General features: G+C 68.3%; 18 protein-coding genes. 13 read left to right on the forward strand and 5 right to left on the reverse strand.

Going from position 1 to position 22,688, the window contains the following annotated elements:
• Positions 1-14: 14 nt before the first annotated feature.
• On the reverse strand, positions 15-263 hold the full coding sequence (locus JVH1_RS25675) for a phosphopantetheine-binding protein (RefSeq protein ID WP_020476804.1): 249 nt from the start codon (positions 261-263) through the stop codon (positions 15-17).
• Between the two features lie 146 nt (positions 264-409).
• On the opposite strand from JVH1_RS25675, the gene entS reads away from it, so the two are divergent.
• On the forward strand, positions 410-1,675 hold the full coding sequence (gene entS / locus JVH1_RS25680; RefSeq protein WP_009474989.1) for an enterobactin transporter EntS: 1,266 nt from the start codon (positions 410-412) through the stop codon (positions 1,673-1,675).
• 16 nt (positions 1,676-1,691) lie between these two features.
• On the opposite strand, the gene JVH1_RS25685 is transcribed toward entS, so the two are convergent.
• The 3 genes from JVH1_RS25685 to JVH1_RS25695 form a co-directional block, all read right to left on the reverse strand.
• Positions 1,692-2,756, reverse strand: coding sequence for an iron-siderophore ABC transporter substrate-binding protein (locus JVH1_RS25685; RefSeq protein WP_009474988.1), 1,065 nt, complete (start codon positions 2,754-2,756; stop codon positions 1,692-1,694).
• Positions 2,753-9,859: a non-ribosomal peptide synthetase gene (locus JVH1_RS25690; protein WP_009474987.1), complete on the reverse strand. Its 7,107-nt coding sequence runs from the start codon at positions 9,857-9,859 to the stop codon at positions 2,753-2,755. Before JVH1_RS25690 ends, JVH1_RS25685 begins: the two co-directional genes overlap by 4 nt.
• Before the next feature lie 171 nt (positions 9,860-10,030).
• Positions 10,031-10,678, reverse strand: coding sequence for an isochorismatase family protein (locus JVH1_RS25695; RefSeq protein WP_009474986.1), 648 nt, complete (start codon positions 10,676-10,678; stop codon positions 10,031-10,033).
• A gap of 223 nt (positions 10,679-10,901) precedes the next feature.
• Between JVH1_RS25695 and JVH1_RS25700 the strand changes: the two genes are divergently transcribed.
• The 12 genes from JVH1_RS25700 to JVH1_RS25755 all read left to right on the forward strand — a co-directional run bounded on the left by JVH1_RS25700 (position 10,902) and on the right by JVH1_RS25755 (position 21,611).
• Positions 10,902-11,498 (forward strand): DUF4178 domain-containing protein, encoded by a 597-nt coding sequence (locus JVH1_RS25700; protein ID WP_009474985.1) that lies wholly within the window; start codon positions 10,902-10,904, stop codon positions 11,496-11,498.
• Entirely contained in the window at positions 11,495-11,998 is a 504-nt protein-coding gene (locus JVH1_RS25705; RefSeq protein ID WP_009474984.1) for a DUF2617 family protein, read from the forward strand. The genes JVH1_RS25700 and JVH1_RS25705 overlap by 4 nt, the downstream gene beginning before the upstream one ends.
• A complete protein-coding gene (locus JVH1_RS25710; RefSeq protein WP_043778959.1) occupies positions 11,986-12,405 on the forward strand; it encodes a DUF4247 domain-containing protein in 420 nt (139 codons plus the stop codon). The genes JVH1_RS25705 and JVH1_RS25710 overlap by 13 nt, the downstream gene beginning before the upstream one ends.
• A 28-nt stretch (positions 12,406-12,433) precedes the next feature.
• Positions 12,434-12,904, forward strand: a complete 471-nt coding sequence (locus JVH1_RS25715) for a DUF350 domain-containing protein (protein WP_009474982.1) — start codon at positions 12,434-12,436, stop codon at positions 12,902-12,904.
• Between the two features lie 4 nt (positions 12,905-12,908).
• Entirely contained in the window at positions 12,909-14,480 is a 1,572-nt protein-coding gene (locus JVH1_RS25720; RefSeq protein ID WP_009474981.1) for a polyamine aminopropyltransferase, read from the forward strand.
• Positions 14,481-14,613: 133 nt separating this feature from the next.
• Positions 14,614-15,168, forward strand: a complete 555-nt coding sequence (locus JVH1_RS25725; protein WP_009474980.1) for a MarR family winged helix-turn-helix transcriptional regulator — start codon at positions 14,614-14,616, stop codon at positions 15,166-15,168.
• Positions 15,169-15,266: 98 nt separating this feature from the next.
• Positions 15,267-16,466, forward strand: coding sequence for a homogentisate 1,2-dioxygenase (locus JVH1_RS25730; RefSeq protein WP_009474979.1), 1,200 nt, complete (start codon positions 15,267-15,269; stop codon positions 16,464-16,466).
• Positions 16,463-17,320, forward strand: coding sequence for a hypothetical protein (locus JVH1_RS25735; protein ID WP_043778968.1), 858 nt, complete (start codon positions 16,463-16,465; stop codon positions 17,318-17,320). Before JVH1_RS25730 ends, JVH1_RS25735 begins: the two co-directional genes overlap by 4 nt.
• On the forward strand, positions 17,317-18,495 hold the full coding sequence (fahA, locus tag JVH1_RS25740; protein ID WP_009474977.1) for a fumarylacetoacetase: 1,179 nt from the start codon (positions 17,317-17,319) through the stop codon (positions 18,493-18,495). The genes JVH1_RS25735 and fahA overlap by 4 nt, the downstream gene beginning before the upstream one ends.
• Positions 18,488-19,270, forward strand: a complete 783-nt coding sequence (locus tag JVH1_RS25745) for an enoyl-CoA hydratase (RefSeq protein WP_009474976.1) — start codon at positions 18,488-18,490, stop codon at positions 19,268-19,270. The genes fahA and JVH1_RS25745 overlap by 8 nt, the downstream gene beginning before the upstream one ends.
• A 162-nt stretch (positions 19,271-19,432) precedes the next feature.
• The gene (locus JVH1_RS25750) at positions 19,433-20,041 is read left to right on the forward strand and encodes a hypothetical protein (RefSeq protein WP_009474975.1); all 609 of its coding nucleotides are present in this window, start codon (positions 19,433-19,435) and stop codon (positions 20,039-20,041) included.
• Between the two features lie 46 nt (positions 20,042-20,087).
• A complete protein-coding gene (locus tag JVH1_RS25755; protein WP_009474974.1) occupies positions 20,088-21,611 on the forward strand; it encodes an acyl-CoA synthetase in 1,524 nt (507 codons plus the stop codon).
• Here the strand turns inward: JVH1_RS25755 and JVH1_RS25760 are convergent, their stop codons facing one another.
• Positions 21,612-22,646: a LacI family DNA-binding transcriptional regulator gene (locus JVH1_RS25760; protein ID WP_009474973.1), complete on the reverse strand. Its 1,035-nt coding sequence runs from the start codon at positions 22,644-22,646 to the stop codon at positions 21,612-21,614.
• Between the last annotated feature and the right edge of the window lie 42 nt (positions 22,647-22,688).

The raw sequence follows: 22,688 nt of genomic DNA on the forward strand, positions 1-22,688 counted from the left end.
GGCGGTGGGACCGCTCAGCGTGCTGCCGTCACCTCGAACCAGGCGTCGAGTGTCGGCTCGCCGACGAGGTCCACGAGATCCACCTGCACACCGTCCGCCCGCCATCGTTCGACCAGCGCCATTACGCGCACGGAGTCCATTCCCTCGTCGAGCAGGTTCGCGGAATCGTCGATCTCGGCGACCGGGACGTCGAGCACGTCGGCTACGTCGGCGCGGATTCGGTCGCGGGTCGGAACGGTGCTGGAAGCGGAACTCACTGTCATCCTCCGGTGCGGCGGTCGAACCACGGCCCGTTGAGCCGATTCGACGACATGGGGTAGGTTGCTGGGTTAGTGAAGCCTAAGCATAGTTGCTCTCCACGCGAACGGCGAAACGGAGAGCTGTTGCAACCGAATGTGAATGGATGACAATGGCCGGATTATCGCGATACGCAATCGACTTGACGCCTCTACGGACGAGTCGCGAGTTCCGATACATCTTCATTGCCCGCACGATCTCCATCTTCGGTCTGGGTCTGCTGCTGGTGGCAGTGCCGCTGCAGGTGTACGACATGACGAATTCCACACTGGCAGTGGGCGCGGCGAGCATCGTCGTGGGCTCCTCGGTGTTCATCGGCACCCTGTTCGGCGGCGTGATCGCCGACCGGTACGACCGCAGGCCGGTCATCTCCCTCGCCCGTGCCGCAGCGGGTCTGGCGTTTGCGATCCTCGCGGTCAACGCGTTCCTGCCCACACCCCAGTTGTGGATCATCTACCTCTGCGGCGTGATCGAGGGCCTCGCCGGCGGCATCTCCGCGACCGCGCTGATGGCGGTGATCCCGTCGCTGCTCCCCAAGGACAAGATGGCCGCCGCCGGTGCCCTGATGACCGTGATGGCCGACCTCGGCACGGTCGCGTCGCCTGCCATCGGCGGTGTGATCATCGCGGCGACATCCGTGGGCACCAACTACGTTCTGGCCGCGGTGTCCTCGGGAATCACCGCGTACTGCATCGCCCGGCTGCCCTCGCTGCCGCCGCCGGTCAAGAACACCGAGAGTCCGTTGCGGTCGATCGCCAGCGGCTTCACCTATGCCGCCAAGGACTCCGTCGTCGGCGGGACGCTGCTGGTCGGGTTCTGCGCCATGATGCTGACCGGCTGGAACGTGCTGCTGCCCGCCTACGCGAGCCAGGTCCTCCATGCCGGACCGGCGGCGACCGGACTGCTCTACAGCGCCCCCGCCGTCGGCGCCCTCACCGGATCACTCACGAGCGGCTGGACGGGAACTGCTCGTCGCGGTGGCCTGATCGTGTTCCTCGCGGCCATGATCGCGTCGGCCGGGCTGATCGGCGTCGGCGCCGTCCCGATGATCGCGGTCACGTTCCTCGGGCTCGCCGCACACGGATTCGGCCGCGTCCTCGGTGACATCCTCCGGTACGCCGTCATCCAGACCGAGACGCCCGAGGAATACCGCGGACGCGTCGCCGGTGTGTGGGGCGCCCAGATCTCCACGGGCTCGGCTGCCGGAGCGCTCGTCGCCGGCGCCGTCGGAGCCGCGGTGGGTCCGCGTGAGGCGTTCCTCCTCTACGGGGCGGGGGGCATCGTGGTGCTTGCGGTTCTCGCGCTGACCTTGAAGGGGTTGCGCACCTACAGCAGTGCCGCTGCCGAGGAGGACGACCTCTCGGCAGCGGCACAGTGACGCGCCCAGGTGGGAACTAGCTGGCCTGAGCGTTGTTCGCGGCCTGCGACAGCTGCGGGAGCAGCTTGTCCAGCAGCCACGGCACGCTGAGCACGTTCGGCGAGCTCGACGCGAACACCAGCGGCGGATCGGTCAGACCCACGTAGGCGTTGTCGCGCACGGCCTTCATCCCGGCGAACAGCGGGTTCGACTGGACCTCGTTCCGCAGCTCGGGCGACAGGTACCACGCGAGCAGCACGTCCGGGTTGTACGTCGGCAGCAGTTCCAGGCTGACGGGAGCCGCGAACTTGGTCTGGTCACTGCTCTCGCGCAACTGCTGGGCGAGCGGGTCGACCGTGAAACCGAGGCTGGCCAGCATCTTCAGGCGAGGATCGGTGTCGAAGTAGAAGTTGTACGATCCCGGCTCGGTGCCGCTACCGAATGCCACCGTCTTCCCGGCGAACTCGGGGTGCTGCGACTTCGCCTGCGCGAGGGTGTCCTGCGTCTGGGTCACCAGTGTCTCGGCCTGTGCGGACCGGCCGAGGGCCTTGCCGACGGTGGTGATCTGGTCTTCCCAGCTGGTGGCCCAGCGACGCTCCGGGTACGCCACGGTGGGGGCGATGGCCGAGAGCTTGTCGTACTGCTCCTGGTTCACGCCCGAGTGGACAGCCAGGATGACGTCGGGGTCGAGTGCCGCGATCTGCTCGTACGGCATCTCCTTGCTCGACGCCGTCAGCAACGTGGGTTCCGCGTTCGGGTCGAGCTCTTCGAGCTTCGCCCGCGACCACGGCAGCAGGCCGTCGTCGGTTCCCGTGTCCGACTTCATGTTCTGCACGGCGACGGGCACGACGCCGAGCGACAGTGCCGCGTCCTCGCTGCCCCAGCCGATCGTGACGACGCGTTCCGGTGCCTCCGTGATCTCGGCGGTACCGAGCGCCGACGGAATCGACACGGGGAAGGCCGACGCGTCGGCCTGTCCGGTGGCGGATCCCGCCGCGTCGGTCGAGTCGGAATTCGACTCGCTGCAGGCACCCGCGAACAGCGCGGTTGCCGCCATCATCACGATTCCGGCTCTACGCCAGTATCTTCCGGACGTTTTCATCGATCTCCCTGTTCTGTGTTGATGGGGTTCATGCGCGAGCCGAACGAGGCGAGGGCCTCGTTCACGACGGAGCCGACTTCGCCGATCCAACGGGGCTGGGTCATGTCCTTGTGCTCGCAGTCGAGGTCGTGGTTGACGATGGTGCCGGTCAGGTAGGGCCGCCACAGGTCGTACGTCGCCGCGGTCGCGGGATTCCTGGCCGCAGTGAAGAAGAGCATGTCGGAGTCCACGACGATCTGTGAGGGTTCGGATTCGAGGCGCACTGCATTCGCGAAGTTGTCGATCATCGCGGCCGGGGTGTGCTCGTTGATCCCGGCGAGCGCACTGCCTTCGCCGCGCAGGATGTCGATCACCTGCTGCCGGTCCAGGCCGCCGCCGCGGTGCGGCTCGGTGTCGGAGGCGAGCAGCGGCTCGGGGTCGTAACCGACCATGTAGAGCAGCGCGGCGAGCGCGTCCTGTTCCGTCGGCATCGAGGCCCACGCGTCCGACGGGAAGGAGTCGAGCATGACGAGCATGCCGAGTTCCTCACCCTGGTTCTGCAGCGCACCGGCGATGGCGTGCGCGACGACGCCGCCCAGCGACCATCCGAGGAGGTGGTAGGGGCCCTCGGGCTGCACGGTCCGCATGTGCTCGATGTACTCGGCCGCCATGTCCTCGAGCGTTTCCGGCGGCCGCTCGGACGTCGACAGGTTGGAGGCCTGCACGCCGTACAGCGGGTAGTCGTCGTCGATGTGCCGCAGCAGCCCCGAGTAACCCCAGCTGATTCCGCCTGCGGGGTGGAAGCAGAACACCGGTGGTTTGGACCCCTCGGTGCGGAACGGCAGCAGGACGGCCAGCGCGTCGGCATCGTGATCGTCGTCGAGACGGCCTGCCAGCTGGGCCACGGTCGGCGCCGCGAAGAGCGAGGCCACGGTCGCGGTCACGGACAGCCGCTTCGAGATCGCGCTCATCAATCCGGCGGCCATCAGCGAGTGGCCACCGAGGTCGAAGAAGCTGTCGTCGATGCCGACCCGCTCGATACCGAGAGCCTCGGCGAACAACTGGCACAGCACCTCTTCGCGCGCGGTGCGCGGCCCCCGCTCGGACACCTGCAGTGACAGGTGCGGAACGGGAAGCGACGACTGGTCGAGCTTGCCGTTGGGGAGGGTGGGGAACTCGTCGACGGCGATGAACGCGGCCGGAATCATGTAGTCCGGCAGCCTGCTGGCGGCACGACGGTGCAACTGGTCGGGGTCGATCCGGCCGCCCGGCACCGACGTCGCGTACGCGACCAGTCGCTGATCGCCCGGGCGGTCCTCGCGGACCACGACGACGATGTGCTCGACGTCCGGGTCACCGGACAGCACCGCCTCGATCTCGTTGAGTTCGATGCGGAATCCGCGCAGCTTGACCTGCGAGTCGGCGCGGCCGGTGAAATAGATCTGACCGTCCCGGCCCCACCACACCACATCCGACGTCCGGTACATGCGACTGCCCGGCACCGCGAACGGGTCGGCGATGAAACGTTCCGCCGTCTTGGGACTCTGGTTGCGGTATCCCCGGGTGACGCTGTCGCCCGCGAGATACAGCTCGCCGGACACACCCGGAGGCACCGGCCGCAGCGCGTGGTCCAGGACGTAGGCATGCTTGCCCGGATCGACGACGCCGATGGGGACCGGACCTTCGTGCCCCGGTTCCACGAGGGCAAGCGTGGCGTTGACCGTGCACTCGGTGGGACCGTACGCGTTGAACAGCCGGCGGCCGGGGGCGTACCGCTCGATCAGCTGGGGTGTGAGCTTCTCGGCGCCGAGCATCAGGTCGACGCCGTCCGGAATGGGATGCTCCGGCGGGAACGCGGCGGCGAAAGACGGTGGCACGCCGACGAAGTTCACGTCGTGTTCGTTGATGACCCGGGCGAGCGGCTCACCCGGGATGCGGTCGGCGTCCGTCGCGACCACCAGTGTTCCGCCCGAGAGCACACCCCACATGATCTGCCAGAACGCGAGGTCGAAGCTGATGGACGAGAAGTGGAGCGCCCGAGTGGTGTGGTCCATGCCGATCACGTCCGACTGCAGCGACAGCAGGTCCGCGATGCCCCGGTGGGGGACGACGACGCCCTTCGGCACCCCCGTCGATCCGGACGTGTAGATGAGATACGCGGCGTCGTCGAGTTTCAGCGGCCTGCTCCGGTCCGCGTCGGTGGGGGCCGTGACCGGCTGGGTGTCGAGCAGGGCCTGCAGGCCCGGATCGTCCAGGTCGAGAATGGGCACGTCGGTGCCCAGCGGGGTGCGGTCGGGCACACCGACGGAAGACGTGAGGATCGCGACCGGTGCGCCGTCGGCGAGCATGTGCGCGATCCGGTCGGCCGGGTACGTGGGATCGACGGGAAGGTACGCGGCACCGCTCTTCAACACGGCGAGAACGCTGATGATCAGCTCGGCGGACCGGTCGAGTGCGACCGCGACCACGTCACCGGGACCCGCGCCACGCGAGATCAGTAGGTGGGCAATCCGGTTCGCCCGCTCGTCGAGCTGCCGGTACGTGAGGGAGACCGCGGGCCGCACGCTCGCGCCGACGGCGAGAGCCTCGGCGCCGGGTGTCTCCGCCACCTGCGCCGAGAAGTACTCGTCGAAGGTGCGGGCCGGAACGGAGTGCTCCGCATGGGACCATTCGCCGAGCACTCGGCCCCGCTCCTGCAGGGTCAGGATGTCGAGCCGGGCGATCCGCTGCTCGTGGTTCGCGACGAGCCGCTCGATCACCACGGCGAGGCGGTCCGCGAAGGATTCGACGGTCGCGGCATCGAAGAGTTCGGTGGAGTATTCGAACGTCACGTCGACCCCGCCGCTGTCCGGGCGTTCCTGGAAGCGCAGCGCCAGATCGAATTTCGCGGACGTCGCGTCGAGCATCCGCACCGCGGCGGTCGTCCCGTCGAATCGCGCCGCCGCACCGTCCTGCTTCCAGTGCGACAACATCACCTGGAACAGCGGGTGGCGGGCCGACGACCGTGGGGGATTGACGAGTTCGACGATACGGTTGAACGGCACGTCGGCGTGGTCGACGGCGTCGAGGTCGACGGCCCTGACCCGATCCAGCAGGTCGTCGAACGTCGGGTCACCCGAGACGTCGGTCCGCAGGACCACCGTGTTGATGAAGCAGCCCACCATGGCGTCGAGGTCGGGGTGACTGCGACCGGCGACGGGCACGCCGAGGGCGATGTCCTCGCCGGCGCCCAGCCTTTCGAGCAGCACGGCCACGGCGGCGTGCACGATCATGAAGAAGCTCGCACGCCGCTCGGCGGCGAGCGATTCGACGGCCGCGTGCAAGGACGGCGACAGCGTGCGGTGAACGCTTGCGCCACGGTTGGTGGGCAGGGCCGGTCGGGGTCGGTCGGTGCGCCAGCCCAGTTCGAGCGGCAGACCGGCGAGTTGCTCACGCCAGTAGTCGAGTTGGCCGGTCAGCAACGGGGTCGCGTCGTCGTCGTCGCCGGCGCCGATGCGTTCGCGTTGCCACACGGCGACGTCCGGGTACTGCAACGGCAGCGGCGTGAACTCCGGTGCCCGTCCGGCGCGGCGGGCGTTGTACGCGAAGGCGAGATCGTCCAGCAGTTTCGACTGCGACCACTCGTCGCCGATGATGTGGTGCAGCAACAGGACCAGCGTGTGCTGCGGTTCGTACAGCACCGCGCGCAGCGGCGGCTGGTCGGTGAGCCCGAGCCCCACCGTCGTCATCGCCGCGATGTGCCCCTCGATGTTGCCGACGTTGTCGACACGTTCGAGCCGGACCTTCGCGTTTGCCGCGGGAAGCACGACCTGGTGGGGTACCGAGTCGACGAGGGGGAACACCGTCCGCAACGACTGATGCCGGGTCACGACGTCCCCGAGCGCCGCGGACAGGACGTCGGGTTCGAGGCCTTCCCCGAAGTCGACGGCCAGTGCCAGCAGGTACGTTCCGCCGCCGGCGGCGCTGTCGAGGAACCACAGGCGTTCCTGCGCGGGTGACAGCGGCACCGGCGTGCCCTCGGGGAGGTCCCGCGGGGACGGCCTGCTCGCCGCTACCCGCTCGCCGGCGTCCTCCAGTTGCGCGGCCACGGCGGCCACGGTGGGATTCTCGAAGACCGTGGCAACCCGCAGTGGCACGGCCAGTTCCGCGGTGATCGCGGACACGAGAGCGGCGGCGAGGAGGGAGTTCCCGCCGAGTGCGAAGAAGTCGTCGTGGACACCGACCTGCTCGGCGCCGAGCACCGAGGTGAACAGCGGGAGGATCCGGGCTTCGGTGTCGGTCCGCGGTGTGTCGCCGGCCTGTCCGAGCCAACGGGGGGCGGGCAGCGCGTCCTTGTCGACCTTGCCGTTGTGGGTCAACGGCAATCGGTCGAGCATCACCAGTGCGGACGGCGTCATGTACCCGGGAAGGGAGCGGACCAGGTGCGCCCGCACCTGCTCCTCGACGGCGTTGTGCTCGCCGCCCGGACGGGGAACGACGTATCCGACGATCCGCTGGTCGCCGCCGGCCTGCTCGTGCGCCGTGGCCACCGCCGCCTGCACGTCGGGCACCGCGGTCATCGCGGCACCGATCTCGCCGAGTTCGACACGGTAACCGCGCAATTGGATCTGGTCGTCGATCCGGCCGTGGTAGTGGAGCGTGCCGGTCGCGTCGTACCGTGCGAGGTCGCCGGTGCGGTACATCCGCGTGCCGCCGGGGGCGAACGGGTCGGCGACGAACCGTCCCGACGTCAGGTCGGGACGCCCGAGGTAGCCCGGGGACAGTCCGGGGCCGGACACGTAGATCTCGCCGGTCACGCCGGGCGGCACCGGACGCAGCCCCGGCCCGAGGACGTACGTGCGGAGGTCGCCGAGCGGAACCCCGATGTCCACCACGTCGGCTGCGGTGACTTTCGTGGCGGTGGTGTGCACGGTGGTCTCGGTGATCCCGTACATGTTGACCAGTTCGGTTCCCTCATCCGGACCGGTCGCGGCGAACCAGGCGCGCAGGACGGCGGGATCGAGAGCCTCACCGCCGAACACGACGTACCGCAGTCGCAGCCGGTCGAACGAGTCCGCGCGGACGAGAGCGTCGACGAGATGCCCGAACGCGGAAGGCGTCTGGTTCAGCACCGTGACACCCTCGTCGACGAGGAGCGCGGCGAGGTCGGCCGGTGACGTCAGGGTGGCCTCGTCGACCGTGACGAGGCGGCCGCCGTGCAGCAGCGCACCCCAGATCTCCCAGACGGAGAAGTCGAACGCGTACGAGTGCAGCAGGGGCCAGCAGTCGTCCTCGGTGAACGTGAACCATTCGCGGGACACGTCGAACAACCGCATCACGTTACGGTGCGGAATCGGAACGCCCTTGGGGACACCGGTGGATCCGGACGTGTAGATGACGTACGCGATGTCGTCCGCCTGCACGGCGTTGTCGAGTTCGCCGGACGCGGACTGTGCCGAGTCCTCCTCGACTCGCGGGAGGTCGCCGAGCAGGTCGGCGGATCCGATTCCCAGCGACGGCTGCGCATCCCGCAGGATGAACCGCGCGCGTTCGGCCGGGGACGACGGATCGATCGGCAGGTACGTGGCGCCGCTGCGGAGAATCGCGAGGACGGCGACGATCAGGTCGGTGCCGCGGGGGAGGCTGACGGCCACGACCGTGCCGCGGCCGGCGCCGGCCGACCTCAGCTGCCGGGCCAGGGCGGCGCTGCGAGTCGAGAGTTCACGGTAGGACAGATCGTTCACGGCGACGCGGTCCGGGTGGGTGCGCGCCTGGGCGAGGAAGGCGGAGACGATGTTGTCCGGAAGGGTCGCTGCCGTGCCGGTGGTCCGGTCGAGGCCGGCCGCGGACCGCCACAGGTGCAGTTCGTCCGGAGCGCAGACGTCGACCACGGAGACGGGTTCTGCTGCCACGGAGATGGTTCGGAGGTAGTGCGCGAATCGGTGTGCGTGGTGCCGGATCTCGTCGTCCGTGTAGACGTCGGGATTTCCGGCCCATTCGAGCGTGAGCTCGTCGCCGGCGCCCGAGACGGAGATGACCACGTCCTCCACCGGACCGGTCGCGAGCTGATGCACCGCGCCGAAGGTGGGACCGAAAGCGATTCTGGCGGCGAACGGTTTGACGTTCACCACCGCTCCGCCGGTGGCGCGTCTGCCTGCCTCCCGGACGCGCTGGAACGGACGCGTCTCGGACAATGCGGCGGCCACCCTGCCGATCACGTCGGCGAACGTCGACCGTGCGTCGAGCGGAATGCGGAGCGGCACAATGTTCGTGGCCGTCACGGGCGACGCCAGCTCGATCCCGTTGCGGGCGAGCACCGGAACCCGGAGCGTCACCTCCTCGGCTCCCGTGTGGGCGCCCAGGTATGTGGCAGCGGCCGCGTACACCGCTTCCGCCCACGTGGTCGCCTGCGCGGTGGCCGCCTCGCGCAGGCTCCTCGCGACGTCGGGGTCGATCGGGATCGTGTACCGACGGGGGTCGGGGACGGGCCGGCGCACCGTGTCGCTGAATCCGACCGGATGCGAAGCCGACTGCGGCGCGCTGTCCGGGGCCGCGGCATCGAATTCCCGTGCGGCCTGGACGTGCGTCCGCAACGGCGGGAACTTGGCCGGCCGGGGTTCGGTGCCCGCGCGCCGGGCCGCATACAGCGCCGCGACGCGGCGGGTGAGCAGCGAATACCCGTAGGCGTCGAGCAACGCGTGCGGGGCGCGGAGGTACCAGAGCACACCGGATTCGGTCGTGATCAGTGCCGTGCGGACGAGGGGAGCGGAGTCGAAGTCGAGCGGTCGGCGCACGTCCTCACGCATCCACTCCAGGGCGGCGGCCCGGTCGAGTTGGAGACGTTCGAGTTCGGGGGCGTGGCGACGATCGTGCACCTGGACGACGTCGGCCGAATCGGCGCCGGGTTCGGCCTCGAAGCGGACCGAGAGAATCTCGGCCTCCTCGATCACCGTGCGTGCCGCCGCCGCGAGAGCGTCGATGTCGACGGGGGCGGCGACCTCCACGTATTCGGCCGTGGTGAAGGCCGACCGGGTCGGGTCGAGCTGGTGCCCGGCCCACAGCTCGCGCTGGGCGGCGGTCAAACAGGCATCGGCCGTGTCCTCCCCGGTCTGCAGGGTGGACGGCGACGAAATCGAAAGGGACATCTAACAGGCACTCCTGATGCTTTCGGCTTTCGGGCTCGGGCTTTCGGGCTTTCAGCTACTCAGCGTGTCAGGTTAGCCTAACCACATGAGCTGTGGGGATCCGACTGCCGACGCACACCGACGCACGCCTCGGGACGAAGCGCTGCGCCGGAGTGGGGTCTTCGGGTCGATTCAACCGACTTCGAGTGGAGACAGCGCCGAGACCAGCGCGTCCGTGGTGGTCACCGAACCGCAGCGCTTCGCCGCGTAGGTGAGGGCCATGAGGTGTTCGTCACGGCTGAAATCCGCAGTCGCGTCGGAGACCAGGAACGGCTGCACATCCGACATGAACGCCTCGGCGGCACTCAGCATGCAGCCCATGTGCGCGTAGACGCCCGTGACGATCAGCTGGTCGCGGCCGTGGTGGCCGAGCAACTGCCGGAGGTCGGTGCGCTGGAACGCCGAATACCGCCATTTGGTCACCTGGATGTCGCCCTCGCGGGGAGCGAGCGGCTCGACCACCTCGGTGTCGCGACCCGACGTCAGTCCAGGGCCCCAGAAGTCGGCGAGGATGCCGCGACGCGACGGGTGCTGGTCGCCCGGCTGCATCGTGTAGATCACGGGAATTCCTGCTTCCGAGCACAGTTCGCGGATCCGGACCATGTTCGCCATCGCAGTCGACATCGGCTCCGCACGCACGTCGTACGCGTCGATGAAGTAGTTCTGCATGTCGTGGACCAGCAGTGCGGAACGCCGGGGGTCGAGGCGCCAGGACACCTTCGATTCGGGGACCTCGTGGATCTCCGGGATCGTGTAGGTCGAAATGGGCGGGATGGCCATATGGTTCCTCACTGTCGGTCTTGTCGACGTCTGGGCGAATGCCGCGCGAATCTCGGTGAACGACAGCGCTCCGCTCCACCGCTCGCGCGTTCGGTTAGGCTAGCCTTTGCTACCAGGCTCTGCAATCGCTAGGTGTGTGGGTGCGCGGCGCACAGTAAGGTGACTGAGCGGTGGGGGCCGGGCGCCGGTCTCCCGTGCCGGAGCCGCTGACCAGGAGAGACTGTTGACCACGCTGCTGTTACTGCTGCTGATCGTCGTCGTGATCGTGGGCATCGTGCTGATCCTGCGGAATCGGGCCGGGAAGAAGTTCACTCCTGCTGCCCGGGTCGATCCACTCGCCGACTACCCGGAGGTCTACGACCCGTACAAGATCGGAGTCGGCGACATCATCACGTACGCCGGAATCGATCACGTCGTGCGCGGCACCATCACCCTCGACGAAGAGGGATACATCTGGCACGAACACCTCCTCGACGGGTCTACCGGTCAGCGATGGCTGACCGTCGAGAACGACGAGGGAAACCTCGACATGACGCTGTGGATGCGCCGCGAGGGCACGGGCCTCGAACCGGGTGGTGACGTGATCCTCGACGACAGGGTGCACCGGCAGATCGAGCGCGGCACCGCGTCGTTCACCGCGGAAGGCACCACCGGGACGGCGCCCCAGGGCATCGTCGACTACGCCGACTATGCGACGGCAGACAAGACCGGCCTGCTGTCGTTCGAGCGCTGGGCGCGGACGCAGTCGTGGGAGGTTTCCACGGGCCGCGCCGTCACGCGCGGTGAACTCACCGTGATCCATTCCGGTCCGCCGCAGTGACACTGCACGTCCTCGACATCGAGTCGCGCGATGTGACGGCCGAGGCGCTCGGTCTCGTCGTCAACGCCGAAACACCGTGCCCGCTCGCCGAACTCACCATCACGCACGGTGACGACCGAGTGACACTCGCGGTTCTCGGGGCGTCGCACGCGGTGACGGCGTCCGCGGCGGGCAGCCGGATCACCGAACAGGTGTCGTGCGACGCGGTCCTGGCAGGCGGCAGGCCGCTGCCGGTGTCCGACAGCGCCAGCGGGTACCGGTTCCACTCGACCACCGACACCGTCGACCGCACCCACCTCGAGCAGACCGCGGACTGGCTGCGGCGCCAGGCCACCGAGGTGGACGGGTGGATCTGCGGGGCGTTCCCCGGCGACCACACCGCGCTGACCGCGCTCACGGCGGCGAAAGATTCGGGCGGATGGGTCTGGCAGACCTGGCATCTGTACCCAGGAGACAAGGGCGGGGTGATCGTGAAGACTCGAAGCAGGTGGCAGCCGTGAGCCGGTTCAGTGCGCGCGTGCGGCTCGCCCCGATACTGCTCCTGGTGTTGGCCGCGACCGCGTGCGGCGGCGTCCGCGACTACATCGCCGACACCTACGCCCTGCAGAACACCGCAGGCGACGCGAAGACGTACACGTCGAACGACCCCGTGGGGACGACCGTCTCGAACATCGTCGCCGAAGAAGAACCGGCGGCGCGGAAGGCCGACGGCGGCAGCGAATACCTGCGCTACGACGACGACATCGTGACGGTCAGCGCCGGGCCGGGGGGCGGCAGCCTCGTCCGCGTCGAAGACATCGACGGACGCTACCGAAGCGGTGGATTCGCCTATCTGGGGCCCGGTTTCAACCCCGGCTCGCCGGCAGGCGGCGCCAGCGGCAGCGGCGGATCCGGGAGCGCGAAATGACAGAGAACACTCGACTGGGGAGAAGCGCGTGAATACCACCTACACGGCGGCAGCAACGGAAATCGGCAGCGTCGACGTCGGACTGCTCGCCGTCGGCATGCTCGGCACCCTGGCGTACTTCGTCATCGGCATCGCCGTCCTCGGAGTCGGCTTCGCGGTACTCGACCTCGCCACCCCCGGCAATCTCCGGCACCAGGTGTACATCGACAAGAACCCCAACGCGGCAATCCTGCTGGCGTCGAACCATCTCGCCCTCGCCGTCGTCGTGGTCACAGCGATCCTCACCAGCTCCGACGGATTCGCGCAGGGACTCGCCGACTCCGCAGTCTACGGCCTCTTCGGTGTGCTGCTGCAGGTCATCGCGCTGCGCCTGATGAACCTGCTGCTGCCGGGGCAACTCGTCGGCCTGGTCGGGAACCCGAAGATGTGCGGTGCCGCATGGGCGGTCGGTGCGAGCCTCTTCGCCATCGGCCTCGTGAACGCCGCCGCACTCACCTGATCCCATGACGACCACCGCGGCAGAGCCGAATACCTCCACCACCCGCGCGCTCGGCGGGCGGGCCAGGGCGTTCCTGCTCGCCGCGGTGGCCGCCTGTGCGGCGTGCGGGCTGATCTACGAACTGGCCCTGCTGACACTGTCGGTCAGTCTGACCGGCGGCGGGATCACCCAGACGTCGCTGATCGTCGCGGGTTTCGTGGCCGCACTCGGAGTGGGTGCCCTCGCCGCCAAGCCGCTGCTCTCCACCGCGGCCGCGTCGTTCGTGGTCGTCGAGATCGTCCTCGGACTCGTCGGCGGGTTCAGCGCGGTGACGCTGTACGTGACGTTCACGTTCTTCGGTTCCAGCGCAATCGTTCTGGTGCTCGCCACCGCACTGATCGGTGTGCTGGTGGGCGCCGAGGTGCCCCTGCTGATGACGCTGCTGCAGTCGGGCCGCAACGACACCGACGCCGAGAGCACCGGAAAGGTGCTGGCAAACCTCAACGCCGCCGACTACGCAGGCGCCCTGGTCGGTGGCCTGCTCTGGCCGTTCGTCCTGTTGCCGATCGCCGGAATGATCCGCGGCGCCGCCATCACCGGCATCATCAATCTCGTTGCCGCCGCGGTGGTGGCGCTGATCCTGCTGCGGTGGCAGCTGAGTCTGCGCACCCGCCTGTTCGCCGTCGTGGCGCTGCTGGTCGCCGCCGCGTGCATCGCGGTTCTGCTGGTGCGCGCCGACGGCATCGAGACCACGTCGCGGCAACGTCTCTACACCGATCCGGTGGTCGCCGCGGAAAGGTCGCAATACCAGGAGATCGTCGTCACCGAGCGCGGGGGAGACGTGCGGCTCTTCCTCGACGGCGACCTCCAGTTCTCCAGCATCGACGAACATCGGTACACCGAATCGCTGGTGTACCCCGCGATGGCGGACGACCCGAAACGGGTGCTGATCCTCGGCGGGGGCGACGGCCTCGCCGCCCGAGAGGTCCTGCGACTGCCGGGGGTCGAGGAGATCGTGCAGGTGGAACTCGATCCGGCGGTCATCGAACTCGCGAACACCCGGCTGTCCGGGCTGAATCAGGGGGCGTTGCAGGACCCGCGCGTGCACGTCGTTCTCGACGACGCATTCCGGTGGCTACGCGATGCACCTGATTCGGGTTTCGACGCCGTCATCGTGGACCTCCCCGACCCCGACACCCCGGCGCTCGGGCGCCTCTACTCCACCGAGTTCTACGGTCTCGCTGCCGCCGCCCTGAACCCCGGCGGACTGATGGTGGTGCAGTCGGGAAGCCCCTATTCGACGCCGGACGCGTACTGGCGCACCACGTCGACGGTCGCGTCCGCGGGTCTGGCCGTCACGCCGTACCACGTGCTGGTGCCGAGCTTCGGGGACTGGGGATACGTCCTCGCCCGGCGCGGACCCGAACCGCCGGCCCTGCGCCTGCCCCGCGACGTCCCCGAATTGCGCTTCCTCGACGAGCCGACCCTCGCCGCGTCCGCGATCTTCTCGCGCGACCGTCCCCGCCGCGAACTCGAGCCCTCCACCCTCGACCGCCCGCGTATCGTCGACGACATGCGGAAGGGCTACGAGCGCTGACGCGCCCGTGAGTACTTATTAACCGCCGGGCGTTAACAAGTACTCACGGGCCGAAGGCATATAGTTCACAGATATACTAAAAGCGGAAGTGGTGGGCGCTGGGCCCGCCACCGGCTCGCGATAGGGTTCCCCCATGACCGATGACGCAGCGCCGGTGCCCGTCGAGGTACCGGACAGCCTCGACTTCTGGTCGTTCATCGAACTGGCGAACCGGCGCCTGAGCACGGAATACGGCTCGACGCACGAACTCGCCACCCAAGTCCTCCTGACGTTGAACCGCGCGTCGAACGTGGTGACGTACGACCTGGAGTCGTCGATCCACCGCCCGCGCGGCCTGTCGTGGTCGGCGTTCCGGCTGATGTTCGTGACGTGGCTGGCCGGACCCGTCGAGTCGAAGACGGCGGCCAAGCTCACCGGCATGAGCAGGGCGGCCGTCTCGAATCTGACGAAGACGCTGGTCGGTAGTGGTCTGATGGAGCGGACCCCGGACGAGCGGGACGGCCGGTCCGTCCAGTTGTCGCTCACCGAGAAGGGCCGGAGCGAGATCGGTGAGATCTACCGTGAGCAGAACGAGCGGGAACATGCCTGGGCGAGTGTTCTCACCGAGCCGGAGCAGCGCATTCTCGTCATGCTGCTGGACAAGCTGATCACCAACCGCAGCCAGTTCGACGTCCGCGGGCGTAACTGACCCTGCTGTGCCTCCCTCGAAATCTGTGCTTGCCATCACGCCCGTAATTTAGTTAATGTGTTTACTACTAAGGACACGCACTTCTAGGGAGGCCGGTCATGGCGTTCTATCGGCACGTGGGCAACATCCCGCCCAAGCGGCACACCCAGCACCGTGACGACAACGGTCAGCTCTACTTCGAGGAATTGATGGGAGAAGAGGGCTTCTCCTCCGACTCCTCACTGCTCTACCACCGCCACATCCCGTCGGCGATCGTCGATGCCACCGTGTGGGAGCTGCCCGACCAGAGCACGACTCCCAATCATCCGCTCAAGCCGCGCCACCTGAAGTTGCACGACCTGTTCCCGGACACGGTCTGGGCCGACACCGACGTGGTCACCGGACGCCGGCTGATTCTCGGCAACGCGGACGTCCGCATCTCCTACGTGGTCGCCGCCAAGGAGTCGCCGCTGTACCGCAACGCGATCGGCGACGAGATGGTCTACGTCGAATCCGGTGCCGCCACCGTCGAAACCGTGTTCGGCGCGCTCGAGGCGAAACAGGGCGACTACGTCCTCATTCCGATGTCGACCACCCACCGTTGGATCCCGCAGGGACCGGAACCGTTGCGCGCCTATGCGATGGAGGCCAACAGTCACATCGTCCCGCCGAAGCGCTACCTGTCCCGGTTCGGTCAGCTGCTCGAGAACGCACCCTACTGCGAGCGCGACCTGCACGGGCCGTCCGACACGCTGCAGGTCGAGGGCACCGACGTGGAGGTGCTCGTCAAGCACCGGACGTCGCACGGAATCGTCGGCACGCGAATGGTGTACCCGCACCACCCCTTCGACGTCGTGGGCTGGGACGGGTGCCTCTACCCCTACACGTTCAACATCTCCGACTACGAACCCATCACCGGGCGAGTGCACCAGCCGCCGCCGGCCCATCAAGCGTTCGAGGGCAACAACTTCGTCATCTGCAACTTCGTGCCCCGCAAGGTCGACTACCACCCGCTGTCGATTCCGGTGCCGTACTACCACTCGAACGTCGACTCCGACGAGATCATGTTCTACGTCGGCGGAGACTACGAGGCGCGCAAGGGGTCCGGCATCGGCCAGGGTTCGATCTCGATTCACCCCGGCGGCCATGCGCACGGTCCGCAGCCGGGTGCGTACGAACGCAGCATCGGGGCGGAGTTCTTCGACGAGCTCGCCGTCATGGTCGACACGTTCCGCCCGCTCGAACTCGGCGAGGGCGCCGTGGCGTGCGAGGACTCGGGCTACGCGTGGACGTGGGCAGGGCGGGGGCCGACGCAGTGATCTCCGCCCTCTTCGCCGGCCTCTGCGACGACGCCGCCCTCTTCCCACCCGGAAACGCGCCCCTGCCCGACGCCCTGCCCGCGCACGCCAGACACCGGTCGGCGCCGTACGCGGATCTGGTCGGTCCCTTCGTCTTTCCGGTCGCCCGACTGGGCGAATTGACTCCCGGTGCGCTCGAACTGAGCCTGACGCTGCCCGGCGGCCCGGCCACGCTCGAACCCGCACTCGACCGCCTCGCGCAGATCGACGGTGCCACCGCGGTGGCACTCGAGATCGCGGTGCCCGCAGACCAGACGGCCGCGGAGTTCTTCGCCGCGATGGACGCCGTCGAGGCGCTGACCGCCGGCCTGGACGTGTTCGTGGAGATTCCGCGCGGCGAGCGCCGACCCGACTTCCTCGCCGCACTGACCGGTGGCCCGTTCGCGGCGAAGTTCCGCACGGGTGGCGTTGTCGCCGAGGCCTACCCGGACGAGGACGAACTCGCCGCTGCGCTGCACGCCGTCATCGCGTCGGGAGTCCCGTTCAAGGCCACGGCCGGGCTGCACCACGCCGTCCGCAACACCGATCCGCACACGGGATTCGAACAGCACGGATTCCTCAACGTGCTGCTCGCTACCCGTCACGCACTCGGCGGCGCCGACGTCGACCAGGTCGCCGCTACCCTCGCCGAACGTGACGGCGCACTGCTCGCCGGCGAACTGCGCGACCTCCCGGTCGACGTCGTCGACGGCGCTCGCACCGCCTTCCGATCCTTCGGCACGTGCAGCATCCTCGAACCCCTGGAAGATCTCGTCGCACTGCACCTCGTGCCGTCTTCCGCCCTCGCCTCCGCAGATCAAGGAGCCCACACATGACCGTCCTCGACATCCCCGCAGATTCCCTCTTCGGAATCGAGAACCTGCCGTACGGCGTGTTCTCGACGGCCGACTCGGCCCCACGGGTCGGAGTGCGGGTGGGAGATTCCGTCGTGGATCTCGCCGCCGCACTGGGTGACGACGTTTTCGCGCAGCCCACCCTCAACGCCTTCATGGCGCAGGGCCGGGCCCGCTGGACCGAGGTCCGCAGGCAGATCACCGAACTCGTGCAGGGCGATGTCGCCGACACCGCGGTGTTCGCGGTCGACGACGTCACGATGCATTTGCCGGTGGCCGTCGCCGACTACGTCGACTTCTACGCCTCCGAGAATCACGCCACCAACCTCGGACGACTGTTCCGCCCCGACTCCGAGCCGCTGATGCCCAACTGGAAGCACCTGCCGGTCGGATACCACGGTCGGTCGAGCACCGTCATCGTGTCGGGCACCGACGTGATCCGGCCCTGCGGGCAGCGCAAGACCCCGGACCAGGACGCCCCCGACTTCGGGCCGTCCCGCCGCCTCGACATCGAGGCCGAGATGGGCTTCCTCGTCGGCGTCCCGACGAAGCTGGGGGAGACCATCACCCCGGATCAGTTCGCGGAGCACGTGTTCGGTGCGGTCGTCGTGAACGACTGGTCCGCCCGCGACATCCAGGCCTGGGAGTACGTGCCGCTCGGTCCGTTCCTCGGGAAGAGCTTCGCGACGTCCATCTCGCCGTGGGTGGTTCCCCTCGACGCGCTCGAGGCGGCCCGCATCGACACCCCGGCGCAGGATCCGCAGCCGTTGCCGTACCTGCGCGGCGAGGAGAAGTGGGGCCTCGACATCGACCTGGCCGTCGAGTGGAACGGACACGTCGTGTCGCGTCCGCCGTACGCGCAGATGTACTGGTCGCCGGCGCAGATGCTCGCGCACACCACGGTCAACGGCGCCGCCGCCAGCACGGGCGACCTGTTCGCGTCGGGCACCATTTCCGGACCGGAGAAGGATCAGCGCGGTGCGTTCATCGAGTTGACCTGGGGTGGACAGGAACCCGTTGTCGTGGGGGACGAGAAGCGCACGTTCCTCGAGGACGGCGACGAGATCGCCATCTCCGCCACCGCACCGGGCCCGAACGGCACCCGCATCGGCTTCGGTGAGGTGCGGGCCCGGGTGGTAGGCAATAGTCATGACTGAGAACTTCGTCGAGACCACTGCCGAGCCGGACACCGGCGTCGCGTTCCTCACCCTGAACCGCCCCGAGCATCGCAATCCGCTGTCGTCCGAGGCCATGCGGGACGTCACCGCGGCGCTGCGGAAGCTGGGCGACGACGACACCACCCGCGTCGTCGTCATCAGGGCTGCAGGACCGGTGTTCTCCGCGGGCCACGACCTGAAGGAGATGATCGGCCGCACACTCGAGGACGAGCAGGCCATCTTCGACACCTGTGTGGAGATGATGCAGACCGTGCAGGACATTCCCCAACCGGTCATCGCGTCCGTCCAGGGTGCGGCCGTCGCGGCGGGCTGTCAGCTCGCGGCGTCCTGCGACCTCGTCGTCGCGTCGTCGAACGCCGTGTTCGGGACGCCGGGGGTGAAGATCGGACTGTTCTGCTCCACCCCGATGGTGGCCCTCAGCCGCGCGATCGGGCGTAAGCGCGCCCTGCAGATGCTGCTCACCGGGGAGACGATCGGGGCGGAGACGGCCGCGGACTGGGGGCTGGTGAACCTGGTCGTCGCACCCGAGGAGCTCGATGCGCAGACCCGGGCTCTCGCCGCGAAGATCACGAAGGCCAGCCCGCTCACGGTGAAGATCGGCAAGCAGGCGTTCTACCGGCAGATCGAGCTCCCTCAGGACGAGGCCTACGCGGCGATGGCGGAGACGATGGCCACCAACGCGATCACGTGCGACGCCCAGGAGGGCATGCAGGCGTTCGTCGAGAAGCGCACTCCGCAATGGCAGGGAAAATAGCGCACGCTGTCTGCATTGCGCGGTCCAGCGAACCGGCGAAGGATCAAGTGTGCAGTGGCTGCGGCCGCGGGCCGTCGGTGCCCGCTGACGGTGGACCGCGACGGGTCGGTCACCGAGATCGTTCTCACTGCGGGGCGACCGTCCCGCGGGAGGTGACTATCGATGTTCATCCAGGTTATTCAAGGAAAGGTGTCCGACGAGGCCGGCCTACGCCGGTGCATGGACCGCTGGACGGAGGACGTGCGCCCGGGAGCGACCGGCTTCCTGGGCTGCACCCAGGGATTGTGCGACGACGGAACGTTCATCGCACTCGCGCGGTTCGAATCGGCCGAAGCCGCCCGGCGTAACAGCGAGCGTCCGGAGCAGGGCGCGTGGTGGGCGGAAACCGAGAGGTGCTTCGAGGGAGCCGTGTCGTTCATGGACTGCCCGGACGTGATGGAGTGGATGGGTGGCGGCTCGGACGACGCGACATTCGTTCAGGTCATGGAGGGGCACACCGCCGACGCGAGTCGGATGCGGGAGCTGCTGGAACAGGCCGAACCCCAGGTTCATCAGCTGCGCCCGGAGATCCTCGGTGGAACGTTGTGCACGTACGGCGACGGCGGGTATGTCGAGGCGGTGTACTTCACCTCGGAATCGGAGGCCCGCGAGCACGAGAAGGTCGAGATCCCGGACGACCTGAGGTCGTTGTTCGAGGAAGAGGGGCGGTTGATGGGGGACGTGGCGTACTACGACTTGCATTCGCCGATGCTGGTGCCTGCAGGGCGGTAGCACGAAACCTCTGGCAAGGTACTTGGACGTCCTATAACCTTCCTGCATGAGTCTGGATGCGCGTACCGACACCGTCGACGGAGTGCTGCGGCGCTCGGCCGCCAAGTTCCCCGACCGCAGGGCGCTGACCTTCGAGGACCGCGCGTGGACGTACCGTGAACTCGACGACGCGGTGAGCCGGGCGGCCGCCTATCTGCGGTCGCTCGGACTGTCGGCCGGTGAGCGCGTCGCCGCGTACGGCACCAACTCGGACGCGTACACGATCGGGTTCCTGGCCTGCGCGCGTGCGGGTCTCGTGCACGTGCCCGTCAACTATGCGCTCGAGGGCGACGAGCTGACCTATCTGGTGTCGCAGTCCGGGAGCGCCGCCGTGCTGGTCGATCCGGCGCTGACGGGCACGCTCGACTCGGTCCGCGGCGCCCTCGATCTGCGCCACGTGGTTCCCCTTCGCGACGCCGAGGATTCGCTGCTCGCCCACAGCGGCTCCGGCGACGTCCCCGTGCTCGCGGAGCCGGTCGCGGCCACCGGCCTGGCACAGTTGCTGTACACGTCCGGGACGACGTCGAAGCCGAAGGGCGCCATGATGACTCACGGCGGGCTCGTGCACGAGTACGTGTCTTCCGTGATCGCCCTCGCACTGAGCGACGGCGACAATCCGCTGATCTGCATGCCCCTGTACCACTCAGCGGGCATGCACGTCTTCATGATGCCGTACCTGTCGGTGGGCGCCTCGGTGAATCTGATGCAGACCCCGGACATCCCGGAGATCCTGCGGCGCATCGAGGCGGATCGCATCGGCTCGCTGTTCCTGGCGCCGACGGTGTGGGTGCCGCTCGCCGGACATCCGGATCTCGAGACCCGCGACCTGTCGTCGCTGAAGAAGGCGCAGTACGGCGCGTCGATCATGCCCGTGACGGTGCTGAACAGGCTGCGCGAACGCTACCCCGACCTCGGCTTCTACAACTGCTTCGGACAGTCCGAGATCGGTCCGCTCGCCACGGTGCTGCAGCCGGAGGAACACGAGGACCGGCCGTCGTCGTGTGGCAAGGCCGTGTTCTTCGTCGAGACGCGGGTGGTGGACCCGGACGGCAACGACGTTCCGGACGGCACGCCCGGTGAGGTGCTCTACCGCTCACCCCAGCTGTGCCTGGGGTACTGGGACAATCCCGACGCCACCGCGGAGGCGTTCCGCGACGGGTGGTTCCACTCGGGTGATCTGGTGACGCGGGACCCGGAGGGGTACATCACCGTCGTCGACCGCATCAAGGACGTCATCAACACCGGCGGCATCCTGGTGGCGTCGCGGGAGGTCGAGGACGCGGTCTACACGCATCCGGACGTGGCCGAGGTCGCGGTCATCGGGACGCCGGACGACAAGTGGATCGAGGCGATCACCGCCGTGGTGGTGCTGCGGGAGGACGCGGCCGGCGTGACACCGGACGGGTTGATCGCCCACGTCAAGGAGCGCATCGCGCCGTTCAAGGTGCCCAAGCAGGTGGTGTTCGTGGACGAACTGCCCCGCAACCAGAGCGGGAAACTGCTCAAACGGGAACTGCGGGCGACGCTCTGACTACTTTCCGGTCGACGCCCGCTCGATCAGCTCGACCGGGAGCTTCACCGATTCCACGTCGTTGCCCGCGATGATCGACAGGAGATGACGCACACCCGTCGCGCCGATCAGGCGCGCGGGTGACCGGACGGTCGTCAGCGGCACGGGAAGCTGGGCGACCACCGGAATGTCGTTGTACCCGACGAGTGCGAGGTCGTCGGGGATCCGCAGTCCGAGGTCCCGGGCGACGCCGAGGACGCCGATCGCGATGGTGTCGCTGACGGTGAAGATCGCCTCGGGAGGCGAATCCGACTCGAGGAGAACGGTCGCCGCGGCGACACCGCCGGACACGTCGAAGTCGGAGCGGACGACGCGATCCGGGCGGAGTTCGATGCCGTTCTCGGCCAGTGCGGCGCGGAATCCGGCGAGGCGGTCGCGGGAGGTGCTCGCATGGTCGGGCCCTGTGATGACGGCGAGCTCGGTGAACCCGCGGTCGAGGAGATGGCGTCCGGCGAGGTAGCCGCCCCGGTGGTCGTCGCCCGACACGAACGGCAGACCGACGTCGGCGTGCCGGTTGAGCTGCAGCATCGGCAAAGCCCCCACCGACAGTGAGTCGACGAATTCGCGGCCGGGACTGTGCAGGCTGCTGAGCAGCAGGCCGTCCACCTGCCTGCTGACGAGGAACTCGATGGCGCGGCGCTGGGCGTCGAGGTCGTCGGGTGGGCTCGACAGCAGCACCGAGTAGCCGGCCTGCGTGGCCGTCTCCTCGATGCCCTGGAACATCGTGGCGACCACGCCGTCGGTGAGTCGCGGCATGACGACGCCGAGGGTGGTGGTCTTGCGTGTCCGCAGGCTCGCGGCCCACAGGTTGGGCTGGTAGCCGAGTTCCACCGCCACCTCGCGCACTCGCAGCGCGGCCTCGGACCAGCCGTCGGCGGGTTCGGGCTGGCGGAGCACCCGGGATGCCGTCGACACGTGGACGCCGGCGCGTTCGGCGATCTCGCGGAGGGTAGGCGGACGCCCGGAGGTGCGTGTCGGGCGGTCCGGCTGGTTCACGGGCAATCCTCGCGCTCGGGGACGGGGGCCGGTGGTGTCGTG

It is taken from the genome of Rhodococcus sp. JVH1 (assembly GCF_000280725.2).
GTDB lineage: Bacteria > Actinomycetota > Actinomycetes > Mycobacteriales > Mycobacteriaceae > Rhodococcus_F > Rhodococcus_F jostii_A.